Source organism: Mesorhizobium sp. YR577, from assembly GCF_900116595.1.
Taxonomy (GTDB): domain Bacteria; phylum Pseudomonadota; class Alphaproteobacteria; order Rhizobiales; family Rhizobiaceae; genus Mesorhizobium_M.
This window is the reverse complement of sequence record NZ_FPBI01000019.1, coordinates 1-26,679: the sequence shown is the minus strand read 5'-3', so window position 1 is coordinate 26,679 and position 26,679 is coordinate 1. Positions and strand designations below refer to the sequence as shown.

General features: G+C 62.7%; 26 protein-coding genes and 1 other RNA gene. 16 read left to right on the top strand and 11 right to left on the bottom strand.

The window, feature by feature from the left end; genetic code table 11:
- Window positions 1-2: 2 nt before the first annotated feature.
- On the bottom strand, window positions 3-959 hold the full coding sequence (locus BM413_RS23940) for a cation diffusion facilitator family transporter (protein WP_091917372.1): 957 nt from the start codon (window positions 957-959) through the stop codon (window positions 3-5).
- A gap of 128 nt (window positions 960-1,087) precedes the next feature.
- On the opposite strand from BM413_RS23940, the gene BM413_RS34040 reads away from it, so the two are divergent.
- Entirely contained in the window at window positions 1,088-1,216 is a 129-nt protein-coding gene (locus tag BM413_RS34040) for a hypothetical protein (RefSeq protein WP_091917371.1), read from the top strand.
- A gap of 83 nt (window positions 1,217-1,299) precedes the next feature.
- Here the strand turns inward: BM413_RS34040 and BM413_RS23930 are convergent, their stop codons facing one another.
- Window positions 1,300-1,725, bottom strand: coding sequence for a DUF6481 family protein (locus tag BM413_RS23930; RefSeq protein WP_091917370.1), 426 nt, complete (start codon window positions 1,723-1,725; stop codon window positions 1,300-1,302).
- Window positions 1,726-1,952: 227 nt separating this feature from the next.
- Here BM413_RS23930 and BM413_RS23925 point away from each other — a divergent pair, with 227 nt between their 5' ends.
- From BM413_RS23925 to BM413_RS23915, 3 genes are all read left to right on the top strand, one after another.
- Window positions 1,953-3,008, top strand: coding sequence for an LLM class flavin-dependent oxidoreductase (locus BM413_RS23925; protein ID WP_091917369.1), 1,056 nt, complete (start codon window positions 1,953-1,955; stop codon window positions 3,006-3,008).
- 112 nt (window positions 3,009-3,120) lie between these two features.
- Window positions 3,121-4,275 (top strand): AI-2E family transporter, encoded by a 1,155-nt coding sequence (locus BM413_RS23920; protein ID WP_091917368.1) that lies wholly within the window; start codon window positions 3,121-3,123, stop codon window positions 4,273-4,275.
- A gap of 64 nt (window positions 4,276-4,339) precedes the next feature.
- Window positions 4,340-5,341 (top strand): LLM class flavin-dependent oxidoreductase, encoded by a 1,002-nt coding sequence (locus BM413_RS23915; RefSeq protein ID WP_091917367.1) that lies wholly within the window; start codon window positions 4,340-4,342, stop codon window positions 5,339-5,341.
- Between the two features lie 163 nt (window positions 5,342-5,504).
- Here the strand turns inward: BM413_RS23915 and BM413_RS23910 are convergent, their stop codons facing one another.
- The 5 genes from BM413_RS23910 to ffs all read right to left on the bottom strand — a co-directional run bounded on the left by BM413_RS23910 (window position 5,505) and on the right by ffs (window position 9,781).
- Window positions 5,505-6,731, bottom strand: a complete 1,227-nt coding sequence (locus BM413_RS23910) for a lytic murein transglycosylase (protein ID WP_175544422.1) — start codon at window positions 6,729-6,731, stop codon at window positions 5,505-5,507.
- A gap of 25 nt (window positions 6,732-6,756) precedes the next feature.
- Window positions 6,757-7,362, bottom strand: coding sequence for a recombination mediator RecR (recR, locus tag BM413_RS23905; protein ID WP_091917365.1), 606 nt, complete (start codon window positions 7,360-7,362; stop codon window positions 6,757-6,759).
- A gap of 68 nt (window positions 7,363-7,430) precedes the next feature.
- On the bottom strand, window positions 7,431-7,754 hold the full coding sequence (locus tag BM413_RS23900) for a YbaB/EbfC family nucleoid-associated protein (protein ID WP_091917364.1): 324 nt from the start codon (window positions 7,752-7,754) through the stop codon (window positions 7,431-7,433).
- Between the two features lie 19 nt (window positions 7,755-7,773).
- Window positions 7,774-9,579 (bottom strand): DNA polymerase III subunit gamma/tau, encoded by a 1,806-nt coding sequence (locus tag BM413_RS23895; RefSeq protein ID WP_091917363.1) that lies wholly within the window; start codon window positions 9,577-9,579, stop codon window positions 7,774-7,776.
- A gap of 104 nt (window positions 9,580-9,683) precedes the next feature.
- Window positions 9,684-9,781: signal recognition particle sRNA small type (ffs, locus tag BM413_RS23890), an RNA gene on the bottom strand.
- 138 nt (window positions 9,782-9,919) lie between these two features.
- On the opposite strand from ffs, the gene BM413_RS23885 reads away from it, so the two are divergent.
- Together BM413_RS23885 and nudC are read left to right on the top strand one after the other, a co-directional pair.
- On the top strand, window positions 9,920-10,342 hold the full coding sequence (locus tag BM413_RS23885) for an HIT domain-containing protein (RefSeq protein ID WP_091917362.1): 423 nt from the start codon (window positions 9,920-9,922) through the stop codon (window positions 10,340-10,342).
- Between the two features lie 26 nt (window positions 10,343-10,368).
- Window positions 10,369-11,304 (top strand): NAD(+) diphosphatase, encoded by a 936-nt coding sequence (nudC, locus tag BM413_RS23880; RefSeq protein ID WP_091917361.1) that lies wholly within the window; start codon window positions 10,369-10,371, stop codon window positions 11,302-11,304.
- Between the two features lie 11 nt (window positions 11,305-11,315).
- Here nudC and BM413_RS23875 read toward each other — a convergent pair whose 3' ends face one another.
- Window positions 11,316-11,867, bottom strand: a complete 552-nt coding sequence (locus tag BM413_RS23875) for a dihydrofolate reductase family protein (RefSeq protein WP_091917360.1) — start codon at window positions 11,865-11,867, stop codon at window positions 11,316-11,318.
- Between the two features lie 174 nt (window positions 11,868-12,041).
- Between BM413_RS23875 and BM413_RS23870 the strand changes: the two genes are divergently transcribed.
- Window positions 12,042-12,923 carry a bifunctional helix-turn-helix transcriptional regulator/GNAT family N-acetyltransferase gene (locus BM413_RS23870; RefSeq protein WP_091917359.1) on the top strand — a complete coding sequence of 294 codons (882 nt, stop codon included), beginning with the start codon at window positions 12,042-12,044 and terminating at the stop codon, window positions 12,921-12,923.
- A gap of 218 nt (window positions 12,924-13,141) precedes the next feature.
- On the opposite strand, the gene BM413_RS23865 is transcribed toward BM413_RS23870, so the two are convergent.
- Window positions 13,142-14,005, bottom strand: a complete 864-nt coding sequence (locus BM413_RS23865) for a prephenate dehydratase (RefSeq protein ID WP_091917358.1) — start codon at window positions 14,003-14,005, stop codon at window positions 13,142-13,144.
- A gap of 15 nt (window positions 14,006-14,020) precedes the next feature.
- Window positions 14,021-14,749 carry a 3-deoxy-manno-octulosonate cytidylyltransferase gene (locus tag BM413_RS23860; protein WP_091917357.1) on the bottom strand — a complete coding sequence of 243 codons (729 nt, stop codon included), beginning with the start codon at window positions 14,747-14,749 and terminating at the stop codon, window positions 14,021-14,023.
- A 201-nt stretch (window positions 14,750-14,950) separates the two neighbouring features.
- Between BM413_RS23860 and BM413_RS23855 the strand changes: the two genes are divergently transcribed.
- The 9 genes from BM413_RS23855 (at window position 14,951) to BM413_RS23815 (ending at window position 25,426) form a co-directional block, all read left to right on the top strand.
- Window positions 14,951-15,637, top strand: coding sequence for a c-type cytochrome (locus BM413_RS23855; RefSeq protein ID WP_091917356.1), 687 nt, complete (start codon window positions 14,951-14,953; stop codon window positions 15,635-15,637).
- 147 nt (window positions 15,638-15,784) lie between these two features.
- Entirely contained in the window at window positions 15,785-17,665 is a 1,881-nt protein-coding gene (locus BM413_RS23850) for an extracellular solute-binding protein (RefSeq protein ID WP_091917449.1), read from the top strand.
- Window positions 17,666-17,950: 285 nt separating this feature from the next.
- On the top strand, window positions 17,951-19,837 hold the full coding sequence (locus BM413_RS23845; RefSeq protein WP_244537996.1) for an extracellular solute-binding protein: 1,887 nt from the start codon (window positions 17,951-17,953) through the stop codon (window positions 19,835-19,837).
- 57 nt (window positions 19,838-19,894) lie between these two features.
- Window positions 19,895-20,998: a microcin C ABC transporter permease YejB gene (locus BM413_RS23840; RefSeq protein WP_091917354.1), complete on the top strand. Its 1,104-nt coding sequence runs from the start codon at window positions 19,895-19,897 to the stop codon at window positions 20,996-20,998.
- Entirely contained in the window at window positions 20,998-22,134 is a 1,137-nt protein-coding gene (locus BM413_RS23835; protein WP_091917353.1) for an ABC transporter permease, read from the top strand. The genes BM413_RS23840 and BM413_RS23835 overlap by 1 nt, the downstream gene beginning before the upstream one ends.
- A 49-nt stretch (window positions 22,135-22,183) precedes the next feature.
- On the top strand, window positions 22,184-22,432 hold the full coding sequence (locus tag BM413_RS23830) for a type II toxin-antitoxin system VapB family antitoxin (protein WP_175544418.1): 249 nt from the start codon (window positions 22,184-22,186) through the stop codon (window positions 22,430-22,432).
- Entirely contained in the window at window positions 22,429-22,821 is a 393-nt protein-coding gene (locus BM413_RS23825) for a type II toxin-antitoxin system VapC family toxin (RefSeq protein ID WP_091917448.1), read from the top strand. The genes BM413_RS23830 and BM413_RS23825 overlap by 4 nt, the downstream gene beginning before the upstream one ends.
- Window positions 22,818-24,446 carry an ABC transporter ATP-binding protein gene (locus BM413_RS23820; protein ID WP_091917351.1) on the top strand — a complete coding sequence of 543 codons (1,629 nt, stop codon included), beginning with the start codon at window positions 22,818-22,820 and terminating at the stop codon, window positions 24,444-24,446. The genes BM413_RS23825 and BM413_RS23820 overlap by 4 nt, the downstream gene beginning before the upstream one ends.
- A gap of 38 nt (window positions 24,447-24,484) precedes the next feature.
- Window positions 24,485-25,426, top strand: coding sequence for a 2-hydroxyacid dehydrogenase (locus BM413_RS23815; RefSeq protein ID WP_091917350.1), 942 nt, complete (start codon window positions 24,485-24,487; stop codon window positions 25,424-25,426).
- A 9-nt stretch (window positions 25,427-25,435) separates the two neighbouring features.
- On the opposite strand, the gene BM413_RS23810 is transcribed toward BM413_RS23815, so the two are convergent.
- A complete protein-coding gene (locus BM413_RS23810) occupies window positions 25,436-25,834 on the bottom strand; it encodes an ester cyclase (RefSeq protein ID WP_091917349.1) in 399 nt (132 codons plus the stop codon).
- Window positions 25,835-26,679 lie beyond the last annotated feature (845 nt).

The following is a 26,679-nucleotide window of genomic DNA, read 5'->3' as shown; positions in this document are numbered from 1 at the left end:
CGCTATTCCTTCGCTTCGTCGACAATCGCCTTGCGCCGTCGCTCCCAGGTTCCCGTGGTCTGCGGCTTGACGAACAGGGCGGTGATCTGAGGCATCTCCTTGCGCAGTTTCGCCTCGAGGCGCTCGACGCAGGTTTCGATCTCCGGCGCCGTCATATGATCCTCGAATTCGAGGCTGAGTGCGGCGACGATCTCTTCCGGCCCGAGGTGCACGGTCAGGATGCCGTTGGCGCGCTGCACGGCGGGGTCGGCCTGAGCCAGCGCCAGCACCGCCTTCTGGACCTCCGGCAAGGCCGCCTCGCCCATCAGCAGGCCCTTGCTTTCGCGGGCGAGGAAGATCGCCGTCGATGCGAGGATGATGCTGATGCCGATGGAGGCGACGCCGTCGAGTTCCGGCATGGCGAATATCTGCGCGCAGAAAATGCCGACAAAGGCGATGATCAGCCCGAGCAAGGCAGCGCTATCCTCGAACAGCACCGTGAACACGCTCGGATCCTTGCTCTGGCGCACCGCGTCGAGATAGCCGAGCCGGCCCTTTGCCTGCCGGAACTCCTTCAGCGCCACCCACCACGACGCGCTTTCGAACAGGAAGGACAGGCCGAGCACGACATAGTTGACGGTCGGGTTGCGCACCGGCTCCGGGTCGAGGATGTGGATGACGCCCTCGTAGAAGGAGACGCCGGCGCCGAGCGCGAAGACCAGCAGGGCGACGATGAAGCTCCAGAAATAGAGCTCCCGGCCGTGGCCGAGGGGGTGGGTCGCATCCGGCGGCCTGTTGGCACGCCTCAGCCCATAAAGCAGCAACCCGCCATTGCCGGTATCGACCAGCGAATGCACGCCTTCCGACAACATGGCCGAACTGCCGGTGAAGAAAGCGGCTATGAATTTGGTGACCGCGATGGCGAGATTGCCGGCAAGTGCCGCGTAGATCACCTTCTTGGAGCCGGAATGCGCAGCCATGGCCTGTCCCTCGTTTAACGAGAGAGTAGCGCATGCACAGCTTTGCTCAAGACGCGGGCATCAGAACCCCTTGCCCTCGCCACGATCTGTTGTTTCACTCTGTCACCCGACAACAGGAGGAGCGAATCATGGCCAAGGGTCAAATGCGCAGCAACAAGGAAGCTCGCAAACCGAAAAAGGATGCGAAAAAGCCCGTAGCCGAGCCGGCGCTGAAGGCAGCACCGGTTCAGGCGATACGGCTGAAAGAAAAGAAGTAAGGAATACGCGCACGAAAGCAGCGCGGCGGCCCGGGCCGTCGCGCTGTTGCCCGACATGACGTCAAGGCTGGATCAGTTTAGCCTTACGGCCTGGGCGGCAGCGGCATACGGCCGCCGCGTGCTTTGCGCGCGGCATAGCGCGCGTCGCGCTTGGCCTTGCGTTCGGCTTCGTCGGCGAGCAACCGCGTGATGCGGTCGGTCTCTTCCGCTTCGCGGATTTTCGCTTCCGCAGCCGCAGCTTCCTCTGCTGCGATGCGGGCAGCTTCAGCCGCCGCTTCGCGCTCGGCCTTTTCGATCGCCTCGCGAGCCAGCCGCTCCTGCTTCAGCTTTTCCTTTTCGGCATTGCGCTTTTCGCGCGCCTCGAGGATCGCCTGACGCTCGGCCTTGCGAGCCTGAACCTCCGGATCGTCTTCAGCCGGACGTGACTTGAAGCGTTCCAGCAGGGCTTTTCTTGCTTCGTTTGCGGCATTGCGCCGCTCGGAGAAATCTTGTTCCTTGTAGATAGCCAATTTTCGCCTTCAATTTTTTCTTATCAGTACGCGCCGCTTACATACGCACGAGAGCCAAGAGTTCAAGCGCCAATTCGGCATGTCTGCCATGTAATCGCCAGATGTTGCCCTGAGGGAACGGTTTACGGCGCCAATTCCGATATTCACTGTTCACAACCCGGCCACTGGCGAGCGAGCCGGGGCGTCGCTACCTGTAGGCCAACAAACCCTATTTTCGAGGACAGATCATGGAACTCGGCCTCTATACCTTCGCGGATGTCAGCCTGAAACCCGGCCCTGACGCCATCTCACCGCATCAGCGCCTGCGCAACCTCATCGAGGAAATAGAACTTGCCGACCAGGTCGGTCTCGACGTGTTCGGCCTGGGCGAGCATCACCGCCCGGACTACGCGGCTTCCGCACCCGTCGTGGCGCTGGCAGCCGCTGCCGAGCGCACCAAGCGCATAAAGCTCACAAGTGCGGTCACGGTGCTGTCGTCGGACGACCCGGTGCGCGTCTTCCAGCAATTCTCGACGCTCGACCTGCTTTCGGGCGGGCGCGCCGAAATCATGGCCGGACGCGGCTCCTTCATCGAATCCTTCCCGCTGTTCGGCTACAATCTGGAAGACTACGACCAGCTCTTCACTGAGAAGCTCGACCTGCTGCTGGCGTTGCGCGACAGCGAGCGCGTGACCTGGACGGGCGAGATGCGCGCGCCGATCAACGATCGCGGCGTCTACCCCCGCCCCTTCCAGGACAAGCTGCCGATCTGGATCGCTGTCGGCGGCACGCCGACCTCCGTAGCGCGGGCCGGTGCGCTCGGCCTGCCGCTGGCTCTTGCCATCATCGGCGGCGAGCCGGCGCGGTTCGCACCTTTGTTCGACCTCTACCGTCAGGCGGCATCGCGTGCCGGTCACGATCCGGCGACCCTTGCCACCAGCATCAATGTCCACGGCTTCGTCGGCGAGACGACCGCGCAGGCGGCAGACGACTTCTACGAGCCGCAGGCCGAGGTGATGAACCGCATCGGCCGCGAGCGCGGCTGGGGTCCGACGTCGCGGGCGCATTACGACCAGTCGCGGTCGCCGAGCGGCGCGTTGTTCGTCGGCAATCCCGAGCAGGTCGCCGAGAAGATCGTCGCCAATCACAAGCTGTTCAAGAACGACCGCTTCTTGCTGCAGATGGCCATCGGCATCATGCCGCATGCCAAGATCATGAAGGCGATCGAACTGTTCGGCACCAAGGTCGCCCCTATCGTGCGGCGCGAGACGGCGGTGAAGGAGCTTTCGCTGGCCGAAGGCTGAGCCGCCTATATTAGAGGCTGCGGAACTTTCCGACTTCAGGCGCATTGTTGCGCCTGAAGGGATTTTCGCGTCGGCAGATCGTTCTGGCGTCCGCGAAGATCGGGGATCGACAATGAAAACTGAAACGGCCAGCCCTGCCGCCGATCCGTCGGCTGCGGCACGAACAGCGTCGGACACAAGGCTCATGCGCTCGCTGCTCATCGGCATCTTCATGTTCATGGCAATCTACGCGCTCTATTTCGGGCGCGATTTTTTCATGCCGGTCATTCTGGCCTGCCTGCTGGCGCTGATGCTGACGCCGATCGTGCGCTTCCTGCGCAAGCGTGGCATTCCCGAAGCCGTGTCTGCCACCATACTGGTCGTCGTTTCCGTGCTCGGCATCGGCCTGGCGGGCTATCTGCTCAGCGGTCCGGTGATCGCGCTGGTCAATGATGCGCCGGCGATCGGACGCCAGCTGACCGAACGCCTAGCTCATCTGCGCCATCCCTTCGAACAGATGATAAGCATTTCCCATCAGGTCGAACGCGTCACCGAAACCGCACAGGAGCCGGGCGTGCAGAAGGTCGTCGTCGCGCAGCCCGGCATCATATCGCAGGCAGCCGGCAACCTGCTGTCCGCCGGCACGACGACGGCGATCACATTCGTGCTGTCGCTGTTCCTGCTCGCCTCGGGCACGATGTTTTATGAGAAGATCATCCAGTCCTTCACCCGCCTCAGCGAGAAGAAGCGGGCGCTGCGCGTGGTCTACGATGTCGAGCGCGAGATTTCGCGCTACCTGCTCACCGTCGCGCTCATCAATCTTGGTCTCGGCGTCGCTATCGGGCTTGGCCTGTGGGCTATCGGCATGCCGAACCCGTTCGTCTGGGGCGTCGCCGCCACGCTGCTGAATTTCCTGCCCTATATCGGCGCATTGATCACCATCCTGCTTGTCGCGGTGATCGCCATCGTCAGCTTCGACAGCCTGTCCTATGCGATGGTCGCACCGCTCTTCGTGGTCTGTTGCAACATCATCGAAGGCCAGTTCATAACCCCGCTCGTGGTCGGCCGAAGGCTGGAGATCAACGCGGTGGCGATCTTCGTCGCGGTGGCCTTCTGGTCATGGCTCTGGGGCTTCGTCGGCGCGCTTATCGCGGTGCCGCTGCTCGTCATCGTCAAGGTCTTCTGCGATCATTTCGAGAGCCTGCATCACGTCGGCAATTTTCTGGCCGCCCAGCAAACCGCCGAGCCGGAGGAAGAAGAGGCAGAGGAACCGGCAAAAGCGGCCTGATGCCCTTTGCGAAGCAGGCCGGGCGTTCCTATATCCGAGCTTCCTGCCGCCCGGAGACCTGCCCGTGATTCCACTTTCCGTTCTAGACCTGTCGCCGATCACCGAGGGCAGCACCGCCTCGCAATCGCTCGCCAACACGCTCGACCTGGCCCGCCACGCCGAGCGGCTCGGCTATAACCGCTACTGGCTGGCCGAGCATCACAACATGGCGGGCATCGCCAGTGCCGCAACCTCCGTGGTGATTGCCCATGTCGCCGGCGGCACCAAGACGATCCGCGTCGGTGCGGGCGGCATCATGCTGCCCAACCACGCCCCGCTGGTGATTGCCGAGCAGTTCGGCACGCTTGCCGCCCTCCATCCCGGCCGCATCGATCTCGGCCTTGGCCGCGCGCCGGGCACCGACATGAACACGGCCCGCGCGCTGCGCCGCAATCTCGAGGCCGGCGTCGACAATTTCCCGCAGGACGTGGTCGAGCTCATCAATTATTTCGCGCCTGCCGAACCCGGCCAGCGCGTGCGCGCCGTGCCCGGAGAAGGCCAGAACGTGCCGGTGTGGATACTCGGCTCCTCCACCTATGGCGCGCAGCTCGCCGCCATGCTCGGCCTGCCCTATGCGTTTGCCTCGCATTTCGCGCCGGCCGAACTGGAACATGCCATCGACATCTACCGTTCGCGCTTCCAGCCGTCGCAATTCCTGGACAAGCCCTACGTCATGCTCGGGCTGAACGTGTTTGCCGCCGAGACTGACGCGGAAGCAAAGTTCCTGTTCACCTCGCTGCAGCAGGCCTTCGTCAATCTGCGCACCGGCCACCCCGGCCCGCTGCCGGCGCCTGTCGAGAACTACGACGCCGACCTCGACCCGATGGCCAAGGCCATGCTGGCACAGGCGCTTTCCTGCGCCATCGTCGGTTCCCCGCAGACCGTGAGAGCCGGTCTGGATGCCTTCATCCGCCGCACCGGCGCTGACGAGCTGATGGTGACGGCGCAGATGTTCGACCATGCCGCGCGGATCAGGTCGTTCGAGATCCTTGCGGAAGCGCATAAGGAGCTGTCGCAGGCGGCTTGAGGGTCGGCGCTCACCTCCCCCTTGAGGGGAGGTCGCTGACTGAGCGAAGCGAAGGAAGCGGGTGGGGTCGTCGCGGCAGTGCTCTACGTTCCTATGCGCCGAGCACTGCCGCGACGACCCCACCCGGCCCTTCGGGCCACCCTCCCCCCAAGGGGGAGGGAACTCAGCGCATCGCTTCAACCAACCCCTTGTCCGGATAACACGTCGCCGCGCGGCCGTTCTTGGCCTGCCAGACGCCGATCGAGCGGCGCGTCTTGAAGCCGGGCAGGCCGTCGGCGCTGCCGACATCGTAGCCGGCCTTTTCGAGCCCGCGCTGCATGGCCGCCACATCCGACCGGTAAAGCCCACCGACCTTGCCCCAGGCACCGGAAAAACCCTTGTCGCCATGCGCGATGCGATCAGCACCATGGCCGATGAACAGCGCATAGAGATCGCTCATATTGTATTCCTTGAGCACGTAGAAATTCGGCGTGACGATGAAGGCCGGGCCGCTGCGTCCCGCCGGCATCAGCAGGAAACCTTCGGCCTTCAACTCACTGGCCGGAAACGGCTTGCCGCCGATGCGGGCAATGCCCATCGCCGCCCATTGCGATATTTTCTTGCCCTGATCGGGCCCTTCGAGCGAGCAAGAGACGCTGTCCGGCACGGTGACTTCGAACCCCCAGTCGCGGCCTTTCACCCAGCCGTAATGGACGAGGTAATTGGCGATGGAGGCCAGCGTGTCGGGCGCGGAGTTCCAGATGTCGGGATGGCCGTCGCCGTCGAAATCGACCGCGTGCTTAAGGAAAGACGTTGGCAGGAATTGCGGCTGGCCGAGCGCGCCGGCCCATGACGATTTCATCTGGCCGGGATCGGCAAGCCCGCGCTGAACGATCTCGAGGGCGGCCAGAACCTCCTTGCGGAACATGTCCTTGCGGGTCGCCATGAACGCCTTGGTGCCCAGCACCTCGAAGGCGTTGTAGGGGATTTTCGCCGTGCCGAAGCCCGACTCGCGGCCCCATATCGCCAACACCACCTCGCCCGGCACGCCGTAGCGCTTCTCGATCGCGCCAAGCGTCTTGGCATATTGCCCGGCGCGCGAGCGCCCGCCGGCGGTGACATTGCCGATCGGCGCGAAATAGCTGCCCGGCGAGCCGAACTCGGCCTGATGCTGCTTCTGCGGCGTCTTCGGCTTGGTGCCCGGCATGACCAGATCGGGCAGTTTCAGGTTCGGCGAAACGCCGGCAAAGGCGGCGTCGAAGGTCTTTTGCGAGATGCCGCGACTCTTGGCTTCGGGCCAGAGGTCGGTTTTGAGCCATGCCTGGAACTGGTCGTCGATTTTTGCGGCGGAGGCAGGAAAGGCAGCAAAGGCTACGGCAAGGGAGAACAAGATCGCGGTGAGATATCTCATCATTGGTTCCTGCCCCCAAATCTTGTCAAAACACCGTCCGCGATTTCAGCGCCGCCGCAAGCGTGCCCTCGTCGAGATAATCGAGTTCGCCGCCCACCGGCACGCCATGCGCCAGCCGGGTGATCTTGACGCCGAAATCGGCGAGCTGGTCGGTCAGGTAATGCGCCGTCGTCTGGCCTTCGACGGTGGCGTTGACGGCGATGATGATTTCCTTGATCTCGCCCTCGGAAACACGGCTGACGAGCTGCTTGATGTTGAGCTGGTCCGGGCCGATGCCGTCGAGCGGCGACAGCGTGCCGCCAAGCACATGATAGAGCGCGTTCATGGCGCCGGCGCGCTCCAGAGCCCAGAGGTCGGCGACATCCTCGACCACGATCAGCGTCGCGCCGTCGCGGCGCGGGTCGGTGCAGATGGTGCAGGGATCGACGGTATCGACATTGCCGCAATTGGAGCAGATGCGGACCTTGTCGACCGCCTCGCCCATGGCGTCGGCCAGCGGCACCAGCAACTGCTCCTTCTTCTTGATGAGATGGAGTGCCGCCCGCCGTGCCGAACGCGGCCCAAGCCCCGGCACCTTGGCCAGGAGCTGGATCAGGCGTTCGATTTCAGGGCCGGCGATTCGCTTGGACATGAGGGGGTTATAGAGTGAGTAGTGATCGAAGAGAATCCGCCACTCACTAATTCACTATTCCCTACTCACTAAAAGGGCAGCTTCATGCCGGGCGGTATCGGCAATCCCGCCGTCAGCGCCTTGGTCTTTTCCTGCATCACCGTCTCGACCTTGACCTTGGCGTCGTTGTGCGCGGCGAGGATCAGGTCTTCGAGGATCTCGACATCGTCCTCCTTGAACAGCGACGGGTCGATCTTCAGCGACTTCATCTCGAACTTGCCCGAAATCGTCACCTGCACCAGACCGCCGCCGGCCTGGCCGGTTGCCTCCAGCGTGGCGATTTCCTCCTGCATGGCCTGGAACTTGGCCTGCATTTCCTTCGCCTTGCCCATAAGGCCGAGAAGATCCTTCATGATCTCAATCCTTTGTTCGTCAGTTCTCGTCGTCGTCTTCGATCGGCGGCTCGGCCGGCATGTCGGCATCGGCTTCCGTATCCGGCGCATCGGGGATGCGCACGTCGATGATTTTTGCGCCCGGGAAACGGGCGAGGATGGCGGCGACCGTCGGGTCGGCCTTGGCATCCGAGAAGGCGTTATCGCGCTTTTCCGTTTCCATCTCGGAAAGAGTCTGCCCACCCTCCTCGCGCGACAGCGACACCATCCAGTGCCGGCCGGTCCAGGCCTTCAGCTTCACGGTCAGGTCGTTCAGCAGCGTCTTGGGCGCATCCGGCGTCAGGCTGACATCGAGCCGGCCCGGCTCGACCTTGACCAGCCGCACGCAGCGCTTGACCTGCACTTTTAGCGCCATGTCGCGGTTGGCGTCGCAAAGGTTTGCGACGTCGGCCAGCGATTTGATCGGAACGCTCGGCGTTTCCTCGACCACCGGCGAAGGCACGAAGGCGGCCGGGGCCGCTTCCGGCTCGCTCGCCACCAGCCGCATGGTCTGGCCGCCGCCATTGCTCGACGGCATCCGCGCCTGCGAGACGGCACTTGCGCCATTGCCGGAGCCGGAAGGTGCCGAAGACGTGGAGGGCCGCGGCGCGGCGCCATTGGAAGCTGTGCCGTCGCCGAGCGATTTGATCGCCTCGTCCAGCGTCGGCAGGTCGGCGGCATGGGCGAGCCTGATCAGCACCATTTCGGCGGCACTGATCGGCCGGTTGGACGACTGCACCTCGGGAATGCCCTTGAGCAGCATCTGCCAGGTGCGCGAAAGCACCCGTATCGACAGCGTCTGCGAAAATTCGCGACCGCGCACGCGCTCGTCTTCGGAAAGGGCGGCATCGTCGCCGGCAGACGGCACAAAGCGCAGCCGTGTGACCAGATGGTTGAATTCGGCAAGGTCGTTGAGCACGGCGACGGGATCGGCGCCGACATCATACTGCGCCCGCAGAGCCTGCAATGCAGAGGCCGCGTCACCCTTCATCACATGCTCGAACAGATCGACGATGCGCGCCCGATCAGCCAAACCAAGCATCGCGCGCACCGCTTCGGCGGTGACTTTGCCGGCGCCATGGGCGATTGCCTGATCGAAGATCGACTGGGCGTCGCGCATCGAGCCCTCGGCAGCGCGGGCGATCATAGAAAGCGCGTCGTCTTCGACCTCGACGCTTTCCAGCCCGGCGATGCGTGCGAGATCGGCCTTGATCATCGACGCATCGATGCGGCGCAGGTCAAAACGCTGGCAGCGCGACAGCACCGTAATCGGAACTTTGCGGATTTCGGTGGTGGCGAAGATGAATTTCACATGCGGCGGCGGCTCTTCAAGCGTCTTCAGCAGGCCGTTGAAGGCCTGCGTGGAGAGCATGTGCACTTCGTCGATGATGTAGACCTTGTAGCGCGCCGAGACCGGGGCGTAGCGCACCTGTTCGATGATGTCGCGGATGTCGTCGATGCCGGTATGCGAGGCGGCGTCCATCTCGATCACGTCGACATGGCGGCCTTCCATGATCGCCTGGCAGTGTTCGCCGGGAATGGTGAGATCGACCGAAGGCTGGTTCACCTCGGCGGTCTTGTAGTTGAGCGCGCGCGCCAGAATGCGCGCCGTCGTCGTCTTGCCGACGCCGCGAACGCCGGTCAGCATCCAGGCCTGTGCGATGCGGCCGGAGGAAAACGCGTTGGTCAGCGTGCGGACCATCGGCTCCTGGCCGATCAGGCTCGAAAAATCGGAAGGACGGTATTTGCGCGCGAGCACGCGATAGGCGGCGGTCTTGCCTGATGGTTGGTTTCCGGCTTCGCTCATCCGCCTGGCTTGCTCCCTTGGCCGCTCGGGTGCGACCGATTCCTCGGACAGAGTTTCGCCCGCACGGCTTGACGCCGTCAATGTCGCGGAAGAAGGGCGAAGAAGGTGGGAGGCTGGAACATGACCCGTTCCGGGCTCGTTAGGGCTGCTTCCTTCCGGACCTGACCCGGTTGGCGAGTGGATCGTCCACCACCAACCTCCCGGCTCTCATATCGGCAATTGCGCAATTAATTGCAAGAGCGAAGGCAAAAGCATGCGTCAAAAGCTTTCCCGGCCAATGAATCGCTTGCAGGTCGCAGGCCAGCACTCTAGCCTCCACGCAAAATTCGAGGAAACGCCAATGATGCCTGGCCTGAAGGCCGGATTTGAGCTGAACGCCCGACTGGAGGCGGACAGCGAGCCCCTGATGTGGCTCGGTCTGTGCGAGCTGCGCATCATGAATGACAGCCGCTGGCCCTGGCTCATCCTCGTGCCGCAACGACCCGGCATCGAAGAAGTGCATGACCTGACGCCGCTCGACCAGGCGATGCTGACCTTCGAGTGCAACACGGTGGCGCAGGCCCTCAAGAAGAGCACCGACTGCACCAAGATCAACACCGGCGCCTTGGGCAATATCGTGCGTCAGCTTCATATCCACGTCATCGCGCGATTCGAAGGTGACGCCGGCTGGCCCGGCCCTGTCTGGGGCCACGGCATGCGCGAACCCTATAAACGGTCTGACCTGCATGGTTTTTGCGAGAAGATACGGTCGGCACTACAGTAATCTTTTGAGCCATCATCGGACCCTGCATGACTTTTCGTCTATTCGACGCGCCTGAGCGCGAAGCGAGCCAATTCGTCGGCTTTGCCGGCAACCTCATAGATCGCCAGTCGGAAAACCGCAGCGACGATTCGGCCAGCAAGGCGCTGGCCGATCCGGCCGCGCGGCTGATGCTGGTGCGCGATGGGCGGCTTTTCCTGAAACTGACCGAGGGCGCCTTCGACGGTTATTTCAGCACCGACGAAATCCCCGCCTTTCAGCCGGTGCTGGATCAGGCGATCCTGCTCGGCTTTTCGGAAGCCGGGCCGGTGCTGGCGGCTCCCGCCGGGCTCGACATCGAACAGCTTCCCGAAACGGTCAAGGCGATCGACTACCGCTCGGTCAACATGCAAGGCCTCATCGACCAGTCGGCGGTGGGCGCCATGGCGCAGGCTGCCGCCCTGCTTGCCTGGCATTCGACGCACCGGTTCTGCGGGCGCTGTGGCCACGAGACCGAAATGCGCGCCGGCGGCTACAAGCGCCATTGCCCGAACTGCAGTGCCGAGCATTTTCCACGCACCGACCCGGTCGCCATCATGCTGACGGTGATGCCGGACAAATGCCTGCTCGGGCGCAGCAAGCATTTTGCGCCCGGCATGTATTCGGCTCTCGCCGGCTTCATCGAGCCCGGCGAGACGATCGAGGCGGCGGTGCGGCGCGAGACGCTGGAGGAAGCCGGCATCAGCCTCGGCCGCGTCATCTATCACGCCAGCCAGCCCTGGCCGTTTCCCTATTCGCTGATGATCGGGTGCTTCGGCGAGGCGCTGAACGAGGATATCCGCATCGATGCCGAGCTCGAGGACTGCCGCTGGTTTTCCCGCGACGAGGTCCGCGACATGCTGGCCGGCAACCATGCCGGCGGCATTCTCGTGCCGCCGAAATCCGCCATCGCGCATCACCTGATCAGGGCGTGGGCCGAGAGCTGAGCCGCCCCGGCCTATTTCGTCACGGAATACCGGACGATGAGGCTGCCGTTCGAAAGTGGCCGCGATTCGGCGAGAGTAAGCTCGTGGCGAGCCCCCTTCTTGAACAAAAGCGTGCCTGATCCAAGAAGCCGCGGCACCACGCACAACAGGATCTCGTCGACCAGCCCCTGCTCCAGCAGCGAATGGATGAGGTCGGCGCTGCCGAAGACGTAGAGATCACGCTCGGCGTCCGCCTTGAGCCTGGCGATCTCGCCGCCAATGTCGGCGGTCACCCGCGTGTTGTTCCAGTTCGACGATGTGAGCGTGCGCGAAGCCACCAGCTTCGGCAGGGCGTTCATGAAGTCCTTGACGGGCCCTTCGTCCGTCGTGGTCGTCCAGTAATCGCGCATGCCTTCATAGGTCACGCGGCCGAATATCAGGGCCTCGGCATTGCTTCCGAATTCCAAGGACATCTTCTCAAGTTCCGGTCCCCAGGCCGTGTTGTGGAAATCGAGATCCCACTTCTTGTCGCCCTCGAAATAGCCGTCCAGCGTGACGAGGTTCCAAACGATAAGCTTTGCCATTTTTCTATTCCTCCAAAACCGGTTGCAAAACCAAATCGGTTTTCTTTGTAGCAAACTGATAGTGAAATGCAACCGGTTTTTGCAAACGTCGAACAGGAATTTGCGCCCGGCAGATTGCCTGACCAATGTCAGATAAATCTTGATCTCCATACATTGCCTGACTAAAGTCAGGTAATGAGCAAATCGCAAGTCGACCAGATCCGCAGCTTCAACCGCACGGTGACCCGCCGCATCGGCGCGCTGGAAGACAGCTATCTGCGCCGCGGTCGCCCGCTCGGCGAGGCGCGGCTGCTTTTCGAGATCGGACCGGAAGGCGCGGGGCTGGGCGCGCTCCGCTCCCAGCTGGGGCTTGATTCCGGCTATCTCAGCCGCATGCTGCGTTCGCTCGAGACGCATGGCCTGGTTTCCGTCGACAAACTGGACGGAGACGCCCGCAGCCGCCACGCGACCTTGACCGAAAAAGGCCGCGCCGAGCACGCGGCTTACGACGCCCTGTCGGACGATCTGGCCAATTCCATCCTCGAGCCGCTTTCGCCGGCAGCGCAGGACCGACTCGTGGCCGCGATGGCCGAGGTCGAGCGCCTGCTCACCGCCGCTGCCGTCACCATCGGCGAGGAAGACGCCAACAGCACTGATGCCCAGCAATGCATGGCGCTCTATGTCGAGGAGCTGGCAACGCGCTTCGAAGAAGGTTTCGACACCAGCAAGGGAAACAGCGTGAGCGGCGACGAGTTCATCCGCCCGCACGGCAGCTTCCTGATCGCCCGGCTCGACGGAAACCCTGCCGGCTGCGGCGCGGTGCGCATGCTTGATGCCACGACGGCGGAGATCAAGCGGATGTGGGTAGCGCCCTCCGCGCGCGGGCTCGGCGTTGCCGGCCGCATGCTACACAGGCTGGAGGCGATAGCCCGCGAACTGGGCGCGCAAACGGTCTATCTCGACACCAACCGCGCGCTTAGGGAAGCGCAGTCGCTGTACAGGCGCGACGGCTATGCGGAAATCAAGCCCTACAACGACAATCCCTACGCCGATCACTGGTTCGCGAAGCGGCTGTAGATCATCGCTTCGGCGGGGCAATCGCATACGGCACAACAGACCCCCACTCCGTCTCGGCTTCGCCGAGCCACCTCTCCCCCTCAAAAGGGGAGAGGAAGGGAGCCAGCCTTGCGGCCGTGCGTTTCCTCTCCCCCGTCGATCGGGGGAGAGGTGGCTCGGCGAAGCCGAGACGGAGTGGGGGTCGAATTCTTATACGATAGCCCAAGCCCGCCTTAAGCTCAGTCGCTCATATTCCAGCTCTGGCGCTCGTCATTCGCCGGATAGACGCCGAGAATGCGGACTTCCTTCGAGAAGAACCGCAGTTCCTCCAGCGCGTTCTTGAGACCCTGGTCTTCCGGGTGGCCTTCGACGTCGGCGTAGAACTGCGTCGCGGTGAAGGCGCCGAGCTGGTAGCTTTCCAGCTTGGTCATGTTGATGCCGTTGGTGGCGAAGCCGCCCATCGCCTTGTAGAGAGCGGCCGGCACGTTGCGGACGCGGAAGACGAAGGTCGTCATCATCTTGGCGTCGGGGCGAGGACGCTCCACCCACTGCTTGTTCTTGGTCAGGACGACGAAGCGGGTGACGTTGCTGTCGGTGTCCTCGACGTTTTCTTCCAGTATATCAAGGCCGTAGAGGCTGGAGGCCAGCCGCGGCGCCAATGCGCCCATCGTCCGGTCCTTCACCTCGGCCACCAGCCTGGCGGCACCCGCCGTGTCGCCGGCGACCACCGGCTTCCAGCCGTTCTTGCGGATGTATTTGCGGCACTGGCCGAGCGCATGGATGTGGCTGTGGATCGTCTTGATCTCCTGCCGCTTCACGCCCGGCAGCACCATCAGCTGGAAATGGATCGGCAGAAAATATTCGCCGACGATGTGCAGCTTCGATTCGGGCAGCAAATGGTGGATGTCGGCGACGCGGCCGGCGATCGTGTTCTCGATCGGGATCATGGCGAGATCGGCCTTGCCGGTTTCGACCGCGTTGAACGCATCCTCGAAGGTCGGGCACGGCAACGGCTCCATATCCGGATAGACGTTGCGGCAGGCCGTGTCGGAATTCGCGCCCGGCTCGCCCTGGAATGAAATGCGGTTGGTCTTGTCGGGCATGGTCAGGCCTTGTCTTTATCTGGACAGAATTTCGCGGGCACGTTCGAGGTCTTCCGGCGTATCGACACCCAGCGGCACGGTCGCCACGATCTCGGCATCGATGCGCATGCCGGCTTCCAGCGCGCGCAGCTGTTCCAGCTTTTCGCGCTTTTCCAGCGGCGACGGCCTGAGCTTGACGAAACGCTCCAGTGCCGAGCGGCGATAGGCATAGAGCCCGATGTGATGAAAAAGCGGCCCCTCGCCCCAGGGCGCGGTGGCGCGGGTGAAATAGAGCGCGCGCAGGCGATTTTCCGAAAGCGGCGAACCGACGATCTTGACCACGTTCGGATTGGTCTTCTCGTCGTCGCGGGTGATTTCGACGCCCAGCGTCGCGATATCGACCGCCGGGTTCTCGAACGGGGCAAGGGCTGCCCGGATCGTTTGCGGGTCGATCGTCGGAAGATCGCCCTGGACATTGATGATGGTCTCAACCGCGCCGTCGGGATCGACAGTCGTCAGCGCCTCAAAAATCCGGTCGGAGCCCGATTCGTGCTCGACGCGGGTCATGACGGCCTCGAAACCATGGGCGCGGACCGCATCCGCCACCTCCGGCGTATCCGTCGCCACCACGACGCGACCCAGTCCGCTTTCCCTGGCGCGCTCGGCGACATGGACGATCATCGGGCGGCCGCAGATGTCGGCGAGAGGCTTGCCCGGCAGGCGCGTGGCGCGCATTCGCGCGGGAATCAGGATGAGTGGTGACATGGAAGCTACAAATCGATCCGAAAGGGCAGTGGTTAAAGTGGCAAAAGGTCTCACTGGAACCGCCCTTATAGGTGTTGCAACGGTCGAGCAAAAGACCTAGTTTCCGCCCAATTCTGCCGGTCCCGACCGGTGGGGACGCAATGCCGTCGGCACCGGAAGCGACACTTCCGCTGGCAAGCCGGCCAAGGGAGACTGGGGCGAATGGACTCATTCGAATTCAACAAATTGATCGGCGGCCTCTTGGCTACCGTTTTCGTCGTCTTTTCGATCGCCCTCGCGTCCGATGCGATCTTCGCTTCGCCCGCTCCTGAAAAGCCCGGCTTCATCGTCGAGGCGGCCGAGGAAGCGCCTGCCGAGGGTGGCGCTGCCGCTCCGGCTGCCAAGCCGATCGCCGAGCTGCTTGCAACCGCCAATGCCGAAGCCGGCGCGGCCGTCTTCAAGAAGTGCCAGGCCTGCCATTCCGGCGAAAAGGGCGGCCCCAACAAGGTCGGCCCCGATCTCTGGGATGTCATCGACCGCCCCGTCGGCGAGCATGAAGGCTTTGCCTACTCGGCCGGCATGAAGGATTTTTCGAAGAACGGCGGCACGCACTGGACCTACGACAACCTCAACCACTTCCTCACCTCGCCCAAGGGCTTCGTGAAGGGAACGGCCATGGGTTTCGCCGGTATCAAGAAGGATGACGAGCGCGCCAACCTGATCGCCTATCTGCGCACGCTGTCGGACAGCCCGAAGCCGCTGCCTGAAGCGGGTGCGGCTCCGGCCGAAGGTGCGGCGCCTGCGGAAGGTGCGGCGCCTGCGGAAGGTGCGGCTCCTGCAGCCCCGGCTGAGGGTGCTGCTCCCGCCGCACCGGCACCGGCTGCTCCGGCACCAGCGCCCGCGCAGTAACGAAATAATCATCGCACAATCATGAAAAAGCCGGGTTCAGCCCGGCTTTTTTGTTAGCGTTTTCGCATATGGTCGCGAATACTGGACAAACATGGTTTCCATTGCGGCGCGACGCCCTACACTGAAGACCTGACAGAAAGGATGACGATGAAGGCAGGATTGACGCGAACGATCGGCAAACTCGGGCTTCTACCGGCCCTGCTCGCGGCAAGTCTTCTTTCGGCATCGGCCGACGAATGGCGGACATCGTCGACGCTCGGCGACGACACCAAATACGGCAGCGAATTCAAGCAGTACGACTACGTCAACCCGAACGCCCCCAAGGGCGGCACGCTGAACAGCATCGCGACGGGCACGTTCGACAGCTTCAACCCCTATATCGTGCAAGGTTCGCCTGCGGCCGGCTTTGCCGGCTTCGGCGGCGGCCTGCTCTATGAAATGCTGATGGAGCAGTCGATTGACGAGCCCGGCGTCAGCCATCCGATGATCGCCGACGCCTACAAATACCCGGAGGACTATTCCTCGGCGACCTACCGGCTCGATCCGCGCGCCAAATGGCACGATGGCACGCCCATCACAGTCGACGATGTCGTCTGGTCGTTCAACACGCTGAAGGCCAACAGCCCGCAATACAGCCGCTATTACGTCAATGTGAAGGAGGCGGTCGCTATCTCGGATCGCGAGGTGGAATTCCGCTTCGACCAGAAGGGCAACCGCGAACTGCCCAAGATCATGGGCGACCTCGCCATTCTGCCCAAGCATTGGTGGGAAGGCACCGACAAGAACGGCAAGAAGCGCGACATCACCAAGCCGACGCTGGAAGCACCGCTCGGTTCGGGCGCCTACAAGATCGAGAGCTTCAAGCCGGGCTCCGAAATCATCTGGAGCCGCGTGCCCGACCACTGGTCGGCCAATGTCGGCGTCAATGTCGGCCGCAACAATTTCGACCGCCGCCGCTACGTCTACTTCCTTGACGATACCGCCGCATGGCAGGCCTTTACCAAGGGCGGCATCGAGGACATCGAGCGCGAAGCCAGCGCGCGCCGCTGGATGACCGTCTACAACTTCCCGGCGCTCAACGCCGGCGATGTCATCAAGCGGGAATTCAAGGCGACCGGCCTGCAGAACATGCAGGCTTTTGCGATGAACCTGCGCCGGCCGCTGTTCCAGGACAAGCGCGTGCGCGAGGCGCTTACCTACGCCTTCGATTTCGAGACCATGAACCGCACCCAGTCCTTTGGCCTGAACGTTCGCACCAACAGCTACTTCATCGGCAGCGAGCTTGCCTCGAGCGGCCTGCCGCAGGGCAAGGAGCTGGAAATCCTCAACCAGTACAAGGACAAGCTGCCGCCCGAACTGTTCACGCAGGAGTTCAAGCTGCCGGTCTATGAAACGCCGCAGTCCGAGCGCGAGAACCTGCGCAAGGCGATCGCGCTGTTTGCCGAAGCCGGGTGGAAGATCCAGAACGGCAAGATGACCAACGAGAAGGGCGAGCCGTTTACCTTCGAGATCATGGACAGCCGGCAGGGCGTCGAGCCGACGATCAACCCCTACATCGCCATGCTGCGCAAGATCGGCGTGACCGCCTCGCTTCGCATCGTCGACACCAGCCAGTACATAAACCGCGTCAACGATTTCGATTTCGACATGATAACCACGGTTCTTCCGCAGTCGAGTTCGCCGGGCAACGAACAGCGCGATTACTGGAGCACCAAGGCAGCCGATTCTCCCGGTTCGCGAAACTACTCCGGCATCAAGGACCCAACCGTGGATGCGCTGGTCGACCGGGTCATCTTCGCCACCGACCGCGAAGACCTCGTCGCCGCCACCCATGCGCTCGACCGGGTGCTGTTGTGGAACTATTACTACATGCCGCAGTTCAGCCGGCCGGACGTCTGGCTGGCCTACTGGAACAAGTTCGGCGTCCCCGACAAGCAGCCTGACTATATCGGTCCCGACATCGATTCCTGGTGGATCGACCCCGAGAAGGAAAAGGCGCTGGCCGCAAAATACAAGAGCGGCAATTGATGGACGGCTCGGCATGACGCTGCGAACCCACCGCCGCCATGACCTTCTACCAGTAAACGGCTGGGCAATTGCCTGTGAAGCACCCCCACCCCTAACCCCTCCCCACAAGGGGGAGGGGGATTCCGATGGCATTCAGACACAGCGCCAATCATTGCAGGTTTCGTGTGGCATGACGGTTCAAAAATTTCCCTCCCCCTTGTGGGGAGGGGTTAGGGGTGGGGGTTCTCATAGAGCGCCATTCATCACGGTTCCCCTATGCGAGTGCAGACAAAGGGCTCTGCACACGTGACAACATCAAATCTCACTCGACGACAAATCCTCGCCCTCGGCGCTTCGGCCGTCGCAGCGCCCCTGCTGCCCGGCCTTGCCTTCGCTGAAACGCCCACCGGCACCAGGCTGCACGGGCTATCAGCCTTCGGCGACCTGAAATATCCGGCCGACTTCGCCCATTTCGACTACGTCAACGCCGACGCGCCAAAGGGCGGCATCTTCAATTTCTCGCCGCCCAACTGGTTCTACAATCAGAGCCCGCTAACCTTCAACACGCTGAATTCGTTCACCGCCAAGGGCGATGCGCCGCCGCGCATGGAAATGTGCTTCGATTCACTCATGACCGGCGGCATGACAGGCGCGCTTGATGAGCCCGACGCCGTTTACGGGCTGCTCGCCGAGAGCGTGACCCTTTCGGACGACCGCAACACATTCGAATTCGCGCTGCGCCCCGAGGCGAAATTCCACGACGGAACGCCGCTGACGGCCGAGGACGTCGTCTTTACCTTCAACCTCTACAAGGACAAGGGCCACCCCGACCTGCTGCTGCCGCTGGCCCAGATGACGCAAGCCGTGGCCGTCGATGCCCGCACCTTGAGGCTCAGCTTTAACGGCAAGCAATCCGCCCGCACGATCCTCAACGTCGCCGGCTTCCCGATCGTGTCGAAGGCCTATTTCGAGGCCAATTCCTTCGACAGCGCCAATATGAAGCCGCCGCTCGGCTCCGGGCCTTACAAGGTTGGCCGTGTCTCCCCCGGCCAAACCATCGAATATGAGCGCGTTGCCGACTATTGGGGCCGTGACCTTCCGGTCAATCGCGGCCTCTACAATTTCGACCGCATCCGCATCGAGTTCTATCAGGACCGGCAGGCCGGCTTCGAAGCCTTCAAGAAGGGCGACGTGCTCTATCGGCAGGAATTCACCGCCCGCGTCTGGGCGACAGGCTATGATTTTCCCGCCCTCAACCAGGGCAAGGTGGTCAAGCGCGAATTCCCGGCCGAGAAGCGTCCTTCCATGCAGGCCACCGCCATCAATCTGCGCCGCGAGCGCTTCCGCGACAGGCGCGTGCGGCTGGCGATCAACATGTGCTTCGACTTCGAATGGACGAAGCGCAACCTGTTCTACGGTTCCTACGACCGTTCGCAGTCCTGTTTCGAGAAGTCCGACTATCGCGCCGAAGGCATGCCTTCGGCGGCGGAACTGGCGCTGCTGGAGCCGCTGCGCGGGAAGATACCGGACGAGGCCTTCGGCGAGGCCGTCGTGCTGCCGGTGTCCGACGGCTCAGGCCGCGACCGCAAGCTGCTCGGTGCGGCCTCGAAGCTTCTGACTGAAGCCGGCTGGAAACGCTCCGGGCAGTTCCTCGCCAACGACAAGGGCGAGAGCCTCAGCGTGGAACTCCTCGTCGATGACGAAGGCTGGATCAGGATCGCTTCACCCTGGATCGAGAACATGAAGGCGATCGGCATCGATGCCTCGATCCGCAGCGTCGATTCGGCGCAATATGGCGCGCGGCAGGCGGAATTCGATTTCGACCTGATCGTGATGGCGCTGTCCTTCGATGCAACGCCGACGCGTGAAAGCCTGGAAGGCATTTTCCATTCGCGCTCAGCCACCCTTCCCGGCTCGCGCAATCTGCCTGGAACGGCCGACCCCGGCATCGATGCCTTGGTCGAGGCTGCCGGCACCGCGACAGACCGCGAAACGCTGACGACTGCACTGCGCGCACTCGACCGGGTCTTGCGCGCGCGGCAAGACTGGATTCCAAGTTGGTACCTGGCGAATCACCGGGCAGCCTTCTGGGACATGTTCGGCTACAAGGAGCCAAAACCCGACTTCGGCTTTCCGGTGGAAGCAATGTGGTGGTTTGACAAGGACAAGGCGGCAGCGATTGGCAAGGCCTAGGTTTATAGTTTTGGGAATAGACTGCATCCCTTCTAGCTCGTCGATGGGGCTTGCCTGATGGGCGCCTATATCCTCCGGCGCATTCTGCTGATGATCCCGACGCTGCTCGGCATCATGGCGATTTCCTTTGCGGTGGTGCAGTTCGCGCCGGGCGGCCCGGTCGAGCAGGTGATTGCCAAGCTGACCGGACAGGGCGGCGATTCAAGCGACCGCATCTCCGGCGGCAGCGGTGCCGATGCCGGCGTCACCAATTTCGACGCCAGTGGAGTGACCTCCTCGAAATATCGCGGCGCGCAGGGGCTCGATCCCGAATTCATCGCCAAGCTCGAAAAGCAGTTCGGCTTCGACAAGCCGCCGCTCGAACGCTTCGGCCTGATGCTGTGGAACTACGCCCGCTTCGATTTCGGCCAGAGCTATTTCCGTGATATCGGCGTGCTCGACCTCATCATCGAGAAAATGCCTGTGTCGATCTCGCTGGGGATATGGCTGACGCTCATCTCCTACCTGATCTCGATCCCGCTCGGCATCCGCAAGGCGGTGAAGGACGGCTCGACCTTCGACACCTGGACCAGCGGCATCATCATCATCGGCTACGCGATCCCTGCCTTCCTGTTCGCCATCCTGCTGATGGTTCTCTTTGCCGGCGGTTCCTTCTTCGACTGGTTCCCGCTGCGCGGCCTGACCTCGGACAATTGGGACCAGCTCTCCTGGGGCGGCAAGATCGTCGACTATTTCTGGCACCTGGCCCTGCCGATGACGGCCATGGTGCTGTCGCAGTTCGCGGTGCTGACGCTGCTCACCAAGAACTCTTTCCTCGATGAAATCCGCAAGCAATATGTCGTCACCGCCCGCGCCAAGGGGCTGACGGAGCGCAGCGTGCTTTACGGCCACGTCTTCCGCAACGCCATGCTGATCGTCGTCGCCGGCTTCCCCGGCGCCTTCATCTCGGCCTTCTTCACCGGCTCGCTTTTGATCGAAAACATCTTCTCGCTCGATGGGCTCGGCCTGCTCGGCTATAAGTCGATCCTCGACCGCGACTACCCGGTTGTCTTCGCCAATCTCTACATCTTCTCGCTGATCGGCCTGTTCGTCAGCCTGCTTTCCGATCTCACCTATACATGGATCGACCCGCGCATCGATTTCGAGCGGAGGGACGTCTGATGGCCGCCGTGGAGGACGTCACCACCCGCCCGGTTTCAAAGCAGTGGCTGTCGCCGCTCAACCAGCGGCGCTGGGCCAACTTCAAGGCCAACCGCCGGGGCTACTGGTCGCTGTGGATTTTCCTGGTCCTGTTCGTGCTGTCGCTGTTTGCCGAATTCATCGCCAACGACCGGCCGATTCTGGCCTCCTACAAGGGCGAAATCCTGTTTCCGGCAGTGATCGACTACCCGGAAGAAAAATTCGGTGGCTTCTACGCCGTCACCGACTATCGCGACCCGGTGATCAGCGACGAGATCACCTCGAACGGCTGGCTGATCTGGCCGCCGATCCGCTACCACTACCGGACCGTCAACAACGAAGTCCCGGAAGCTGCACCGGCAAAACCTTCCTGGATGTACGACAAGCAGACGCGCTGCCAGCGCTACCCGAAAGGGGTCGATGACGAGAACTGCAACATCGGCAACTGGAACTGGCTCGGCACCGACGACCAGGCCCGCGACGTGCTTTCGCGCTCCATCTACGGCTTCCGCATTTCGGTGCTGTTCGGCCTGATCCTCACCGCCGGCTCCGCCCTCATCGGCGTCTCGGCCGGCGCCATGCAGGGCTATTTCGGCGGCTGGACCGACCTTCTGTTCCAGCGCTTCATCGAAATCTGGTCGGCCATTCCGGTGCTCTACCTCCTGCTGATCATCTCGGCGATCCTGCCGCCCGGTTTCTTCATCCTGCTCGGCATCATGCTACTGTTCTCATGGGTCGCCTTCGTCGGCGTGGTGCGGGCCGAGTTCCTGCGCGCCCGCAACTTCGAATATGTGAACGCGGCCCGCGCGCTCGGCGTGCCCAACCGCACCATCATGTTCCGCCACCTGCTGCCCAACGCCATGGTGGCGACGCTGACCTTCCTGCCCTTCATCCTCAACGGCTCGATCTCGACGCTGACCTCGCTCGACTTCCTCGGTTTCGGCCTGCCACCCGGCTCGGCCTCGCTCGGCGAACTGCTGAAACAAGGCCAGCGCAACCTCAATGCGCCCTGGCTGGCCCTGTCGGGCTTCGTCGTGATTTCGCTGATGCTGTCGCTGCTGATCTTCATCGGCGAAGCCACCCGCGACGCCTTCGACCCGAGGAAGACGTTCAAATGATTTCTCTTTCATGGTATAATTTCGCCAGTTTTCTACCATGGAGACGATCATGGGCATGAACATCAAGAGCGAAAAGGCACAACGCCTAGCACGGCAGTTGGCCGACGAGACCGGACAGAGCATGACGGCCGCCGTCGAACAGGCGCTGGAGGCTGAGATCGCGCGGCTGCATCTGCAACGGGATACTGCAGAGCGCAAACGGCGCGTTCGCGAGATCGTCAAGAGCTTCGGACCGGTTCCCGAAGGCGTAACCAGCGATCACTCCGACCTCTATGACGAATGGGGGCTGCCAACGTGATCGTAGATGCGTCGGCACTTCTTGCGATCATTTTCGACGAACCTGACGGCGAGCGCATGGAGAACATGCTCATCGAATCGCAGCAGCGTCCGGTGATGTCGCCGGTCAATTTTCTCGAAGCAACGGTTCGCGTCGATCAGATGAAATCAGAGGCGAAATCGCGGAAGCTGGACGAGCTCTTCAAGGCCCTGGCCATCGAGATCACGACAGTTACGCCCGAACAGGCTTATCTTGCCCGCGAAGCCTACCAGAAGTTCGGCAAGGGCAATCACCCCGCCAAGCTCAATCTCGGCGATTGCTTCGCCTATGCGCTGGCCAAGGCGCGAAACGAACCGCTCCTGTTCAAGGGCGACGATTTCAGGAACACCGACATCGAGGCCGCCATTTGACCTCCCCCCTCCTCTCCGTACGCGATCTTTCCGTCGCCTTCACGCAAGGCGGCAAGACGCAGACCGCGGTCGACCGCATTTCCTTCGATATCGCCAAGGGCGAGACCGTGGCGCTTGTCGGCGAGTCGGGCTCGGGCAAGTCGGTCTCGGCGCTGTCGGTGCTGAAGTTGCTGCCCTACCCGGCCGCCAGCCACCCGTCCGGGCAGATAATGTTCGACGGCGCCGACCTGCTGGCGCTCGGCGAGAAGGATTTGCGGCGTGTGCGCGGCAACAAGATCACCATGATCTTCCAGGAGCCGATGACCTCGCTCAATCCGCTGCACACGATTTCGCAGCAGATCGTCGAGATCCTCAAGCTGCATCGCGGCATGGCCGACAAGCCGGCGCGTGTGCGAACGCTGGAACTGCTCAACGAGGTTGGCATCCGCGACCCTCAGAAGCGCCTCGACGCCTATCCGCACCAGCTCTCCGGCGGCCAGCGCCAGCGCGTCATGATCGCCATGGCGCTCGCCAACGAGCCGCAACTGCTGATCGCCGACGAGCCGACCACCGCGCTCGATGTCACCGTGCAGGCGCAGATCCTCGAGCTTCTCGACGGCCTCAAGAAAAAGAACGGCATGTCGATGCTGTTCATCACCCATGATCTCGGCATCGTGCGCAAGGTCGCCGACCGCGTCTGCGTCATGACCAAGGGCAAGATCGTCGAGACGGGCCCGACCAAGGACATCTTCGCCAACCCGCAGCACGAATATACCCGCCATCTTCTGGCGGCTGAGCCGAAGGGCAAGCCACCGCTGGCCGACGATACGGCAAAGACCGTGATGTCGGGCCGCGACATCAAGGTGTGGTTTCCGATCAAGGAAGGCTTCTTCCGCAAGACGGTCGATCATGTGAAGGCGGTCGATGGCATCGACGTCACCGTGCGCGCCGGCCAGACGCTCGGCGTCGTCGGCGAATCCGGTTCGGGCAAGACAACGCTCGGCTTGGCGCTGGCCCGCATGATCTCGTCCAGCGGCAAGATCAATTTCAACGGCCGCGACATCAACCAGCTCTCCTTCAACGACATGCGCCCGCTGCGGCGCGAATTGCAGATCGTCTTCCAGGACCCGTTCGGCTCGCTCAGCCCGCGCATGTCGGTCTCCGACATCATCGAGGAAGGGCTGAAAATCCATGAGCCGAAGCTCTCCGACGCCGAGCGCGACAAGCGCGTGGTCGACGTTCTCAACGAAGTCGGCCTCGATCCCGAAACGCGCTTCCGCTACCCGCACGAATTTTCCGGCGGCCAGCGCCAGCGCATCGCCATTGCGCGGGCCATGGTGCTGAAGCCGCGCTTCGTCATGCTGGACGAGCCGACATCGGCGCTCGACATGAGCGTGCAGGCGCAGGTGGTCGACCTGTTGCGCGAATTGCAGGCCAAGCACGACCTCGCCTACCTCTTCATCAGCCACGACCTGAAGGTCATTCGGGCGCTCGCCAACGACGTCATCGTCATGCGCAACGGCCAGATCGTGGAATCCGGCCCTTCGCGCCAGATTTTCGAACAGCCGCAGTCGGACTATACTCGCGCCCTGATGTCGGCCGCGTTCAAGATCGAGACCGCGCCGGTCGGCATCGTCAGCGAGTAGACACACAAGAAAAGCAACAGAACGGGGAAACGTCTGGCATGCAGAAGGGCCGCATCCTGCTTTCGGTTACCGGGTTCAATCCGCAACGATGGCACGAGCTTTTATCAGCGAGCCGCGAGGTGGTGCTGAAACCGGATGGGCCGGAAGATCCCTCCATCACCTATGCGGTGGTGTGGAAGCAGCCGGCCAACATCCTGGCGAAACTGCCCAATCTGCGCGCGGTCTTCTCGATCGGCGCCGGCGTCGATCACCTCTTCAACGATCCCGGCCTGCCCGATGTGCCGATCGTGCGCGTGGTGGCCGACAATCTCACCCAGCATATGGTCGAATACATCGTGTGGCGGGTGATGGATCATCACCGCCAGGGCGCGCTTTTCCGCAACCAGCAGCAGAAGAAGATCTGGCGCGAGCCGCCACAGCGGCTGGCCGGCGACATTTCGGTCGGCATCATGGGGCTCGGCGAACTCGGGCGCGCGGCCGCGAGCGTGTTGCTCGGGCTCGGCTTCCGCGTCAATGGCTGGGGCCGCACCGATCGGCCGATGGCCGGCGTGGAGACCTATCACGGCGATGCCGGCCTGGTGCCCTTCCTCAACGCCACCGATATCCTCGTCGTGCTGCTGCCGCTGACGCCGGCCACCAAGGGCATCATCGACTACGGCGTGCTGCGCCAGCTGCGCCGCCGCAACGGGCTCGGCGGCACTGTGCTGATCAATGCCGGGCGCGGGCGGCTGCAAAAGGACGTGGATATCGTCCGCGCGCTGGAAGACGGAACGCTGAAGGAAGCGAGCCTCGACGTGTTCGAGGTCGAACCGCTGCCCAAGACCAGCCCGCTGTGGTCGCATCCCAAGGTGTTCGTGACCCCGCATTCCGGCGCCACCTCCGACCCTGCCCATCTCGCAGCCCCCATGCTGGCGCAGATGGACGCCTTCGAGCGCGGCGAGGCGTTGCAGAACGTGGTGAACCGCGAAGCGGGCTACTAGGCGCGCACCTTACTGTGAACCCGAAAGCTGCGCTTCGATGGCGGCCTTGTCGATGATCGACCATACGTTCTCGATGCGGTTTTCCCGAAACTCATAGAATACGTTCTCGGCAAACGAGACCTTCTTGCCGTTTACGGGGAGGCCGAACAGGATGCCTTTCGGCGTGCAGTCGAACTGCAGGCGGCTGGCTATACGCGGCGGCTGCGCAATCAGCATCTTGATGTCGAAATAGAGATCCGGAATCGCCCGAAAATCGCCCTCCAGCATCTCGCGATAACCCGCCAGCCCGATCCGCTCGCCGTTGTAATGAGCCTCCTCGTGAACGAACTGCCCCAGATTCGCCCAGTCCTGCTTGTTCAGGCAGGCAATGTAGCCGCGGTAGATATCGGAGAGGTCGGGTGTCGTCATGGGTGTGCATTCCACGCTGCCAAGGTTCCTGGTGCAAGGTAGGCGAGGACGCCACAACCGTCCAAAGCATTATGTGGCCGGTCCTGATGTTGACGCGCGTTCTGCGCCGTTGAGGCTCTTCTCCGTTCCGGCATGGATCCCGGGTCTGCGCATCGCTTCGCTCATGCTCCGCCCGGGATGACGAAGAGACGGCGGCGCCTTTAGCGGGAACCTTGGCGATTAGCAGCGACAGCCATGAAGTCGTCATCCCGGAAACCGCAGCGAAGCGGAGGTTATCCGGGACCCATTGGCCTGATCGTCGTCAAGCACGGCCCGGTTCTGATGTCGACGCGTTCTGCGCCGCTGAAGCTCTTTTGCATTCCGGCATGGATCCCGGGTCTCCGCTTCGCTCCGCCCGGGATGACGAAGAGAGGGGGTGGTGCCGCTAATCGCAAACGTTGTTGACTGCCGCACAGCAGGCGCGGCTACCGCGCCGGAGACGTAACTGCCGCGCCAGCGTTGACGATTAGCGAAGACCTAACATGCAGTTCGTCATCCCGGGCGCAGCATGAGCGAAGCGCATGCGGGGGTCGCTCTTGCGACAGATCCATGCCGGACCATCTGTGAAGGCTGCCACGGTGCAGAACTGCCGAAGCTGAAACCAGCGGAAACTGTGGAGGAAAGATTCACCGCAAATTTCCCCTCAACCCATTGTTTCCATTCACCCCACACATTTTTTCTCGCCCAATCTTTCCACACCCCAAGACACTTCCCGCATAATCCCCCCATCGCTCCTGCGGGACCGGGTCTGGAACCGGGATCAAGGGGGAGTGGCGGTGACCTCCCGCCCTGGTGTGGTAACCAGG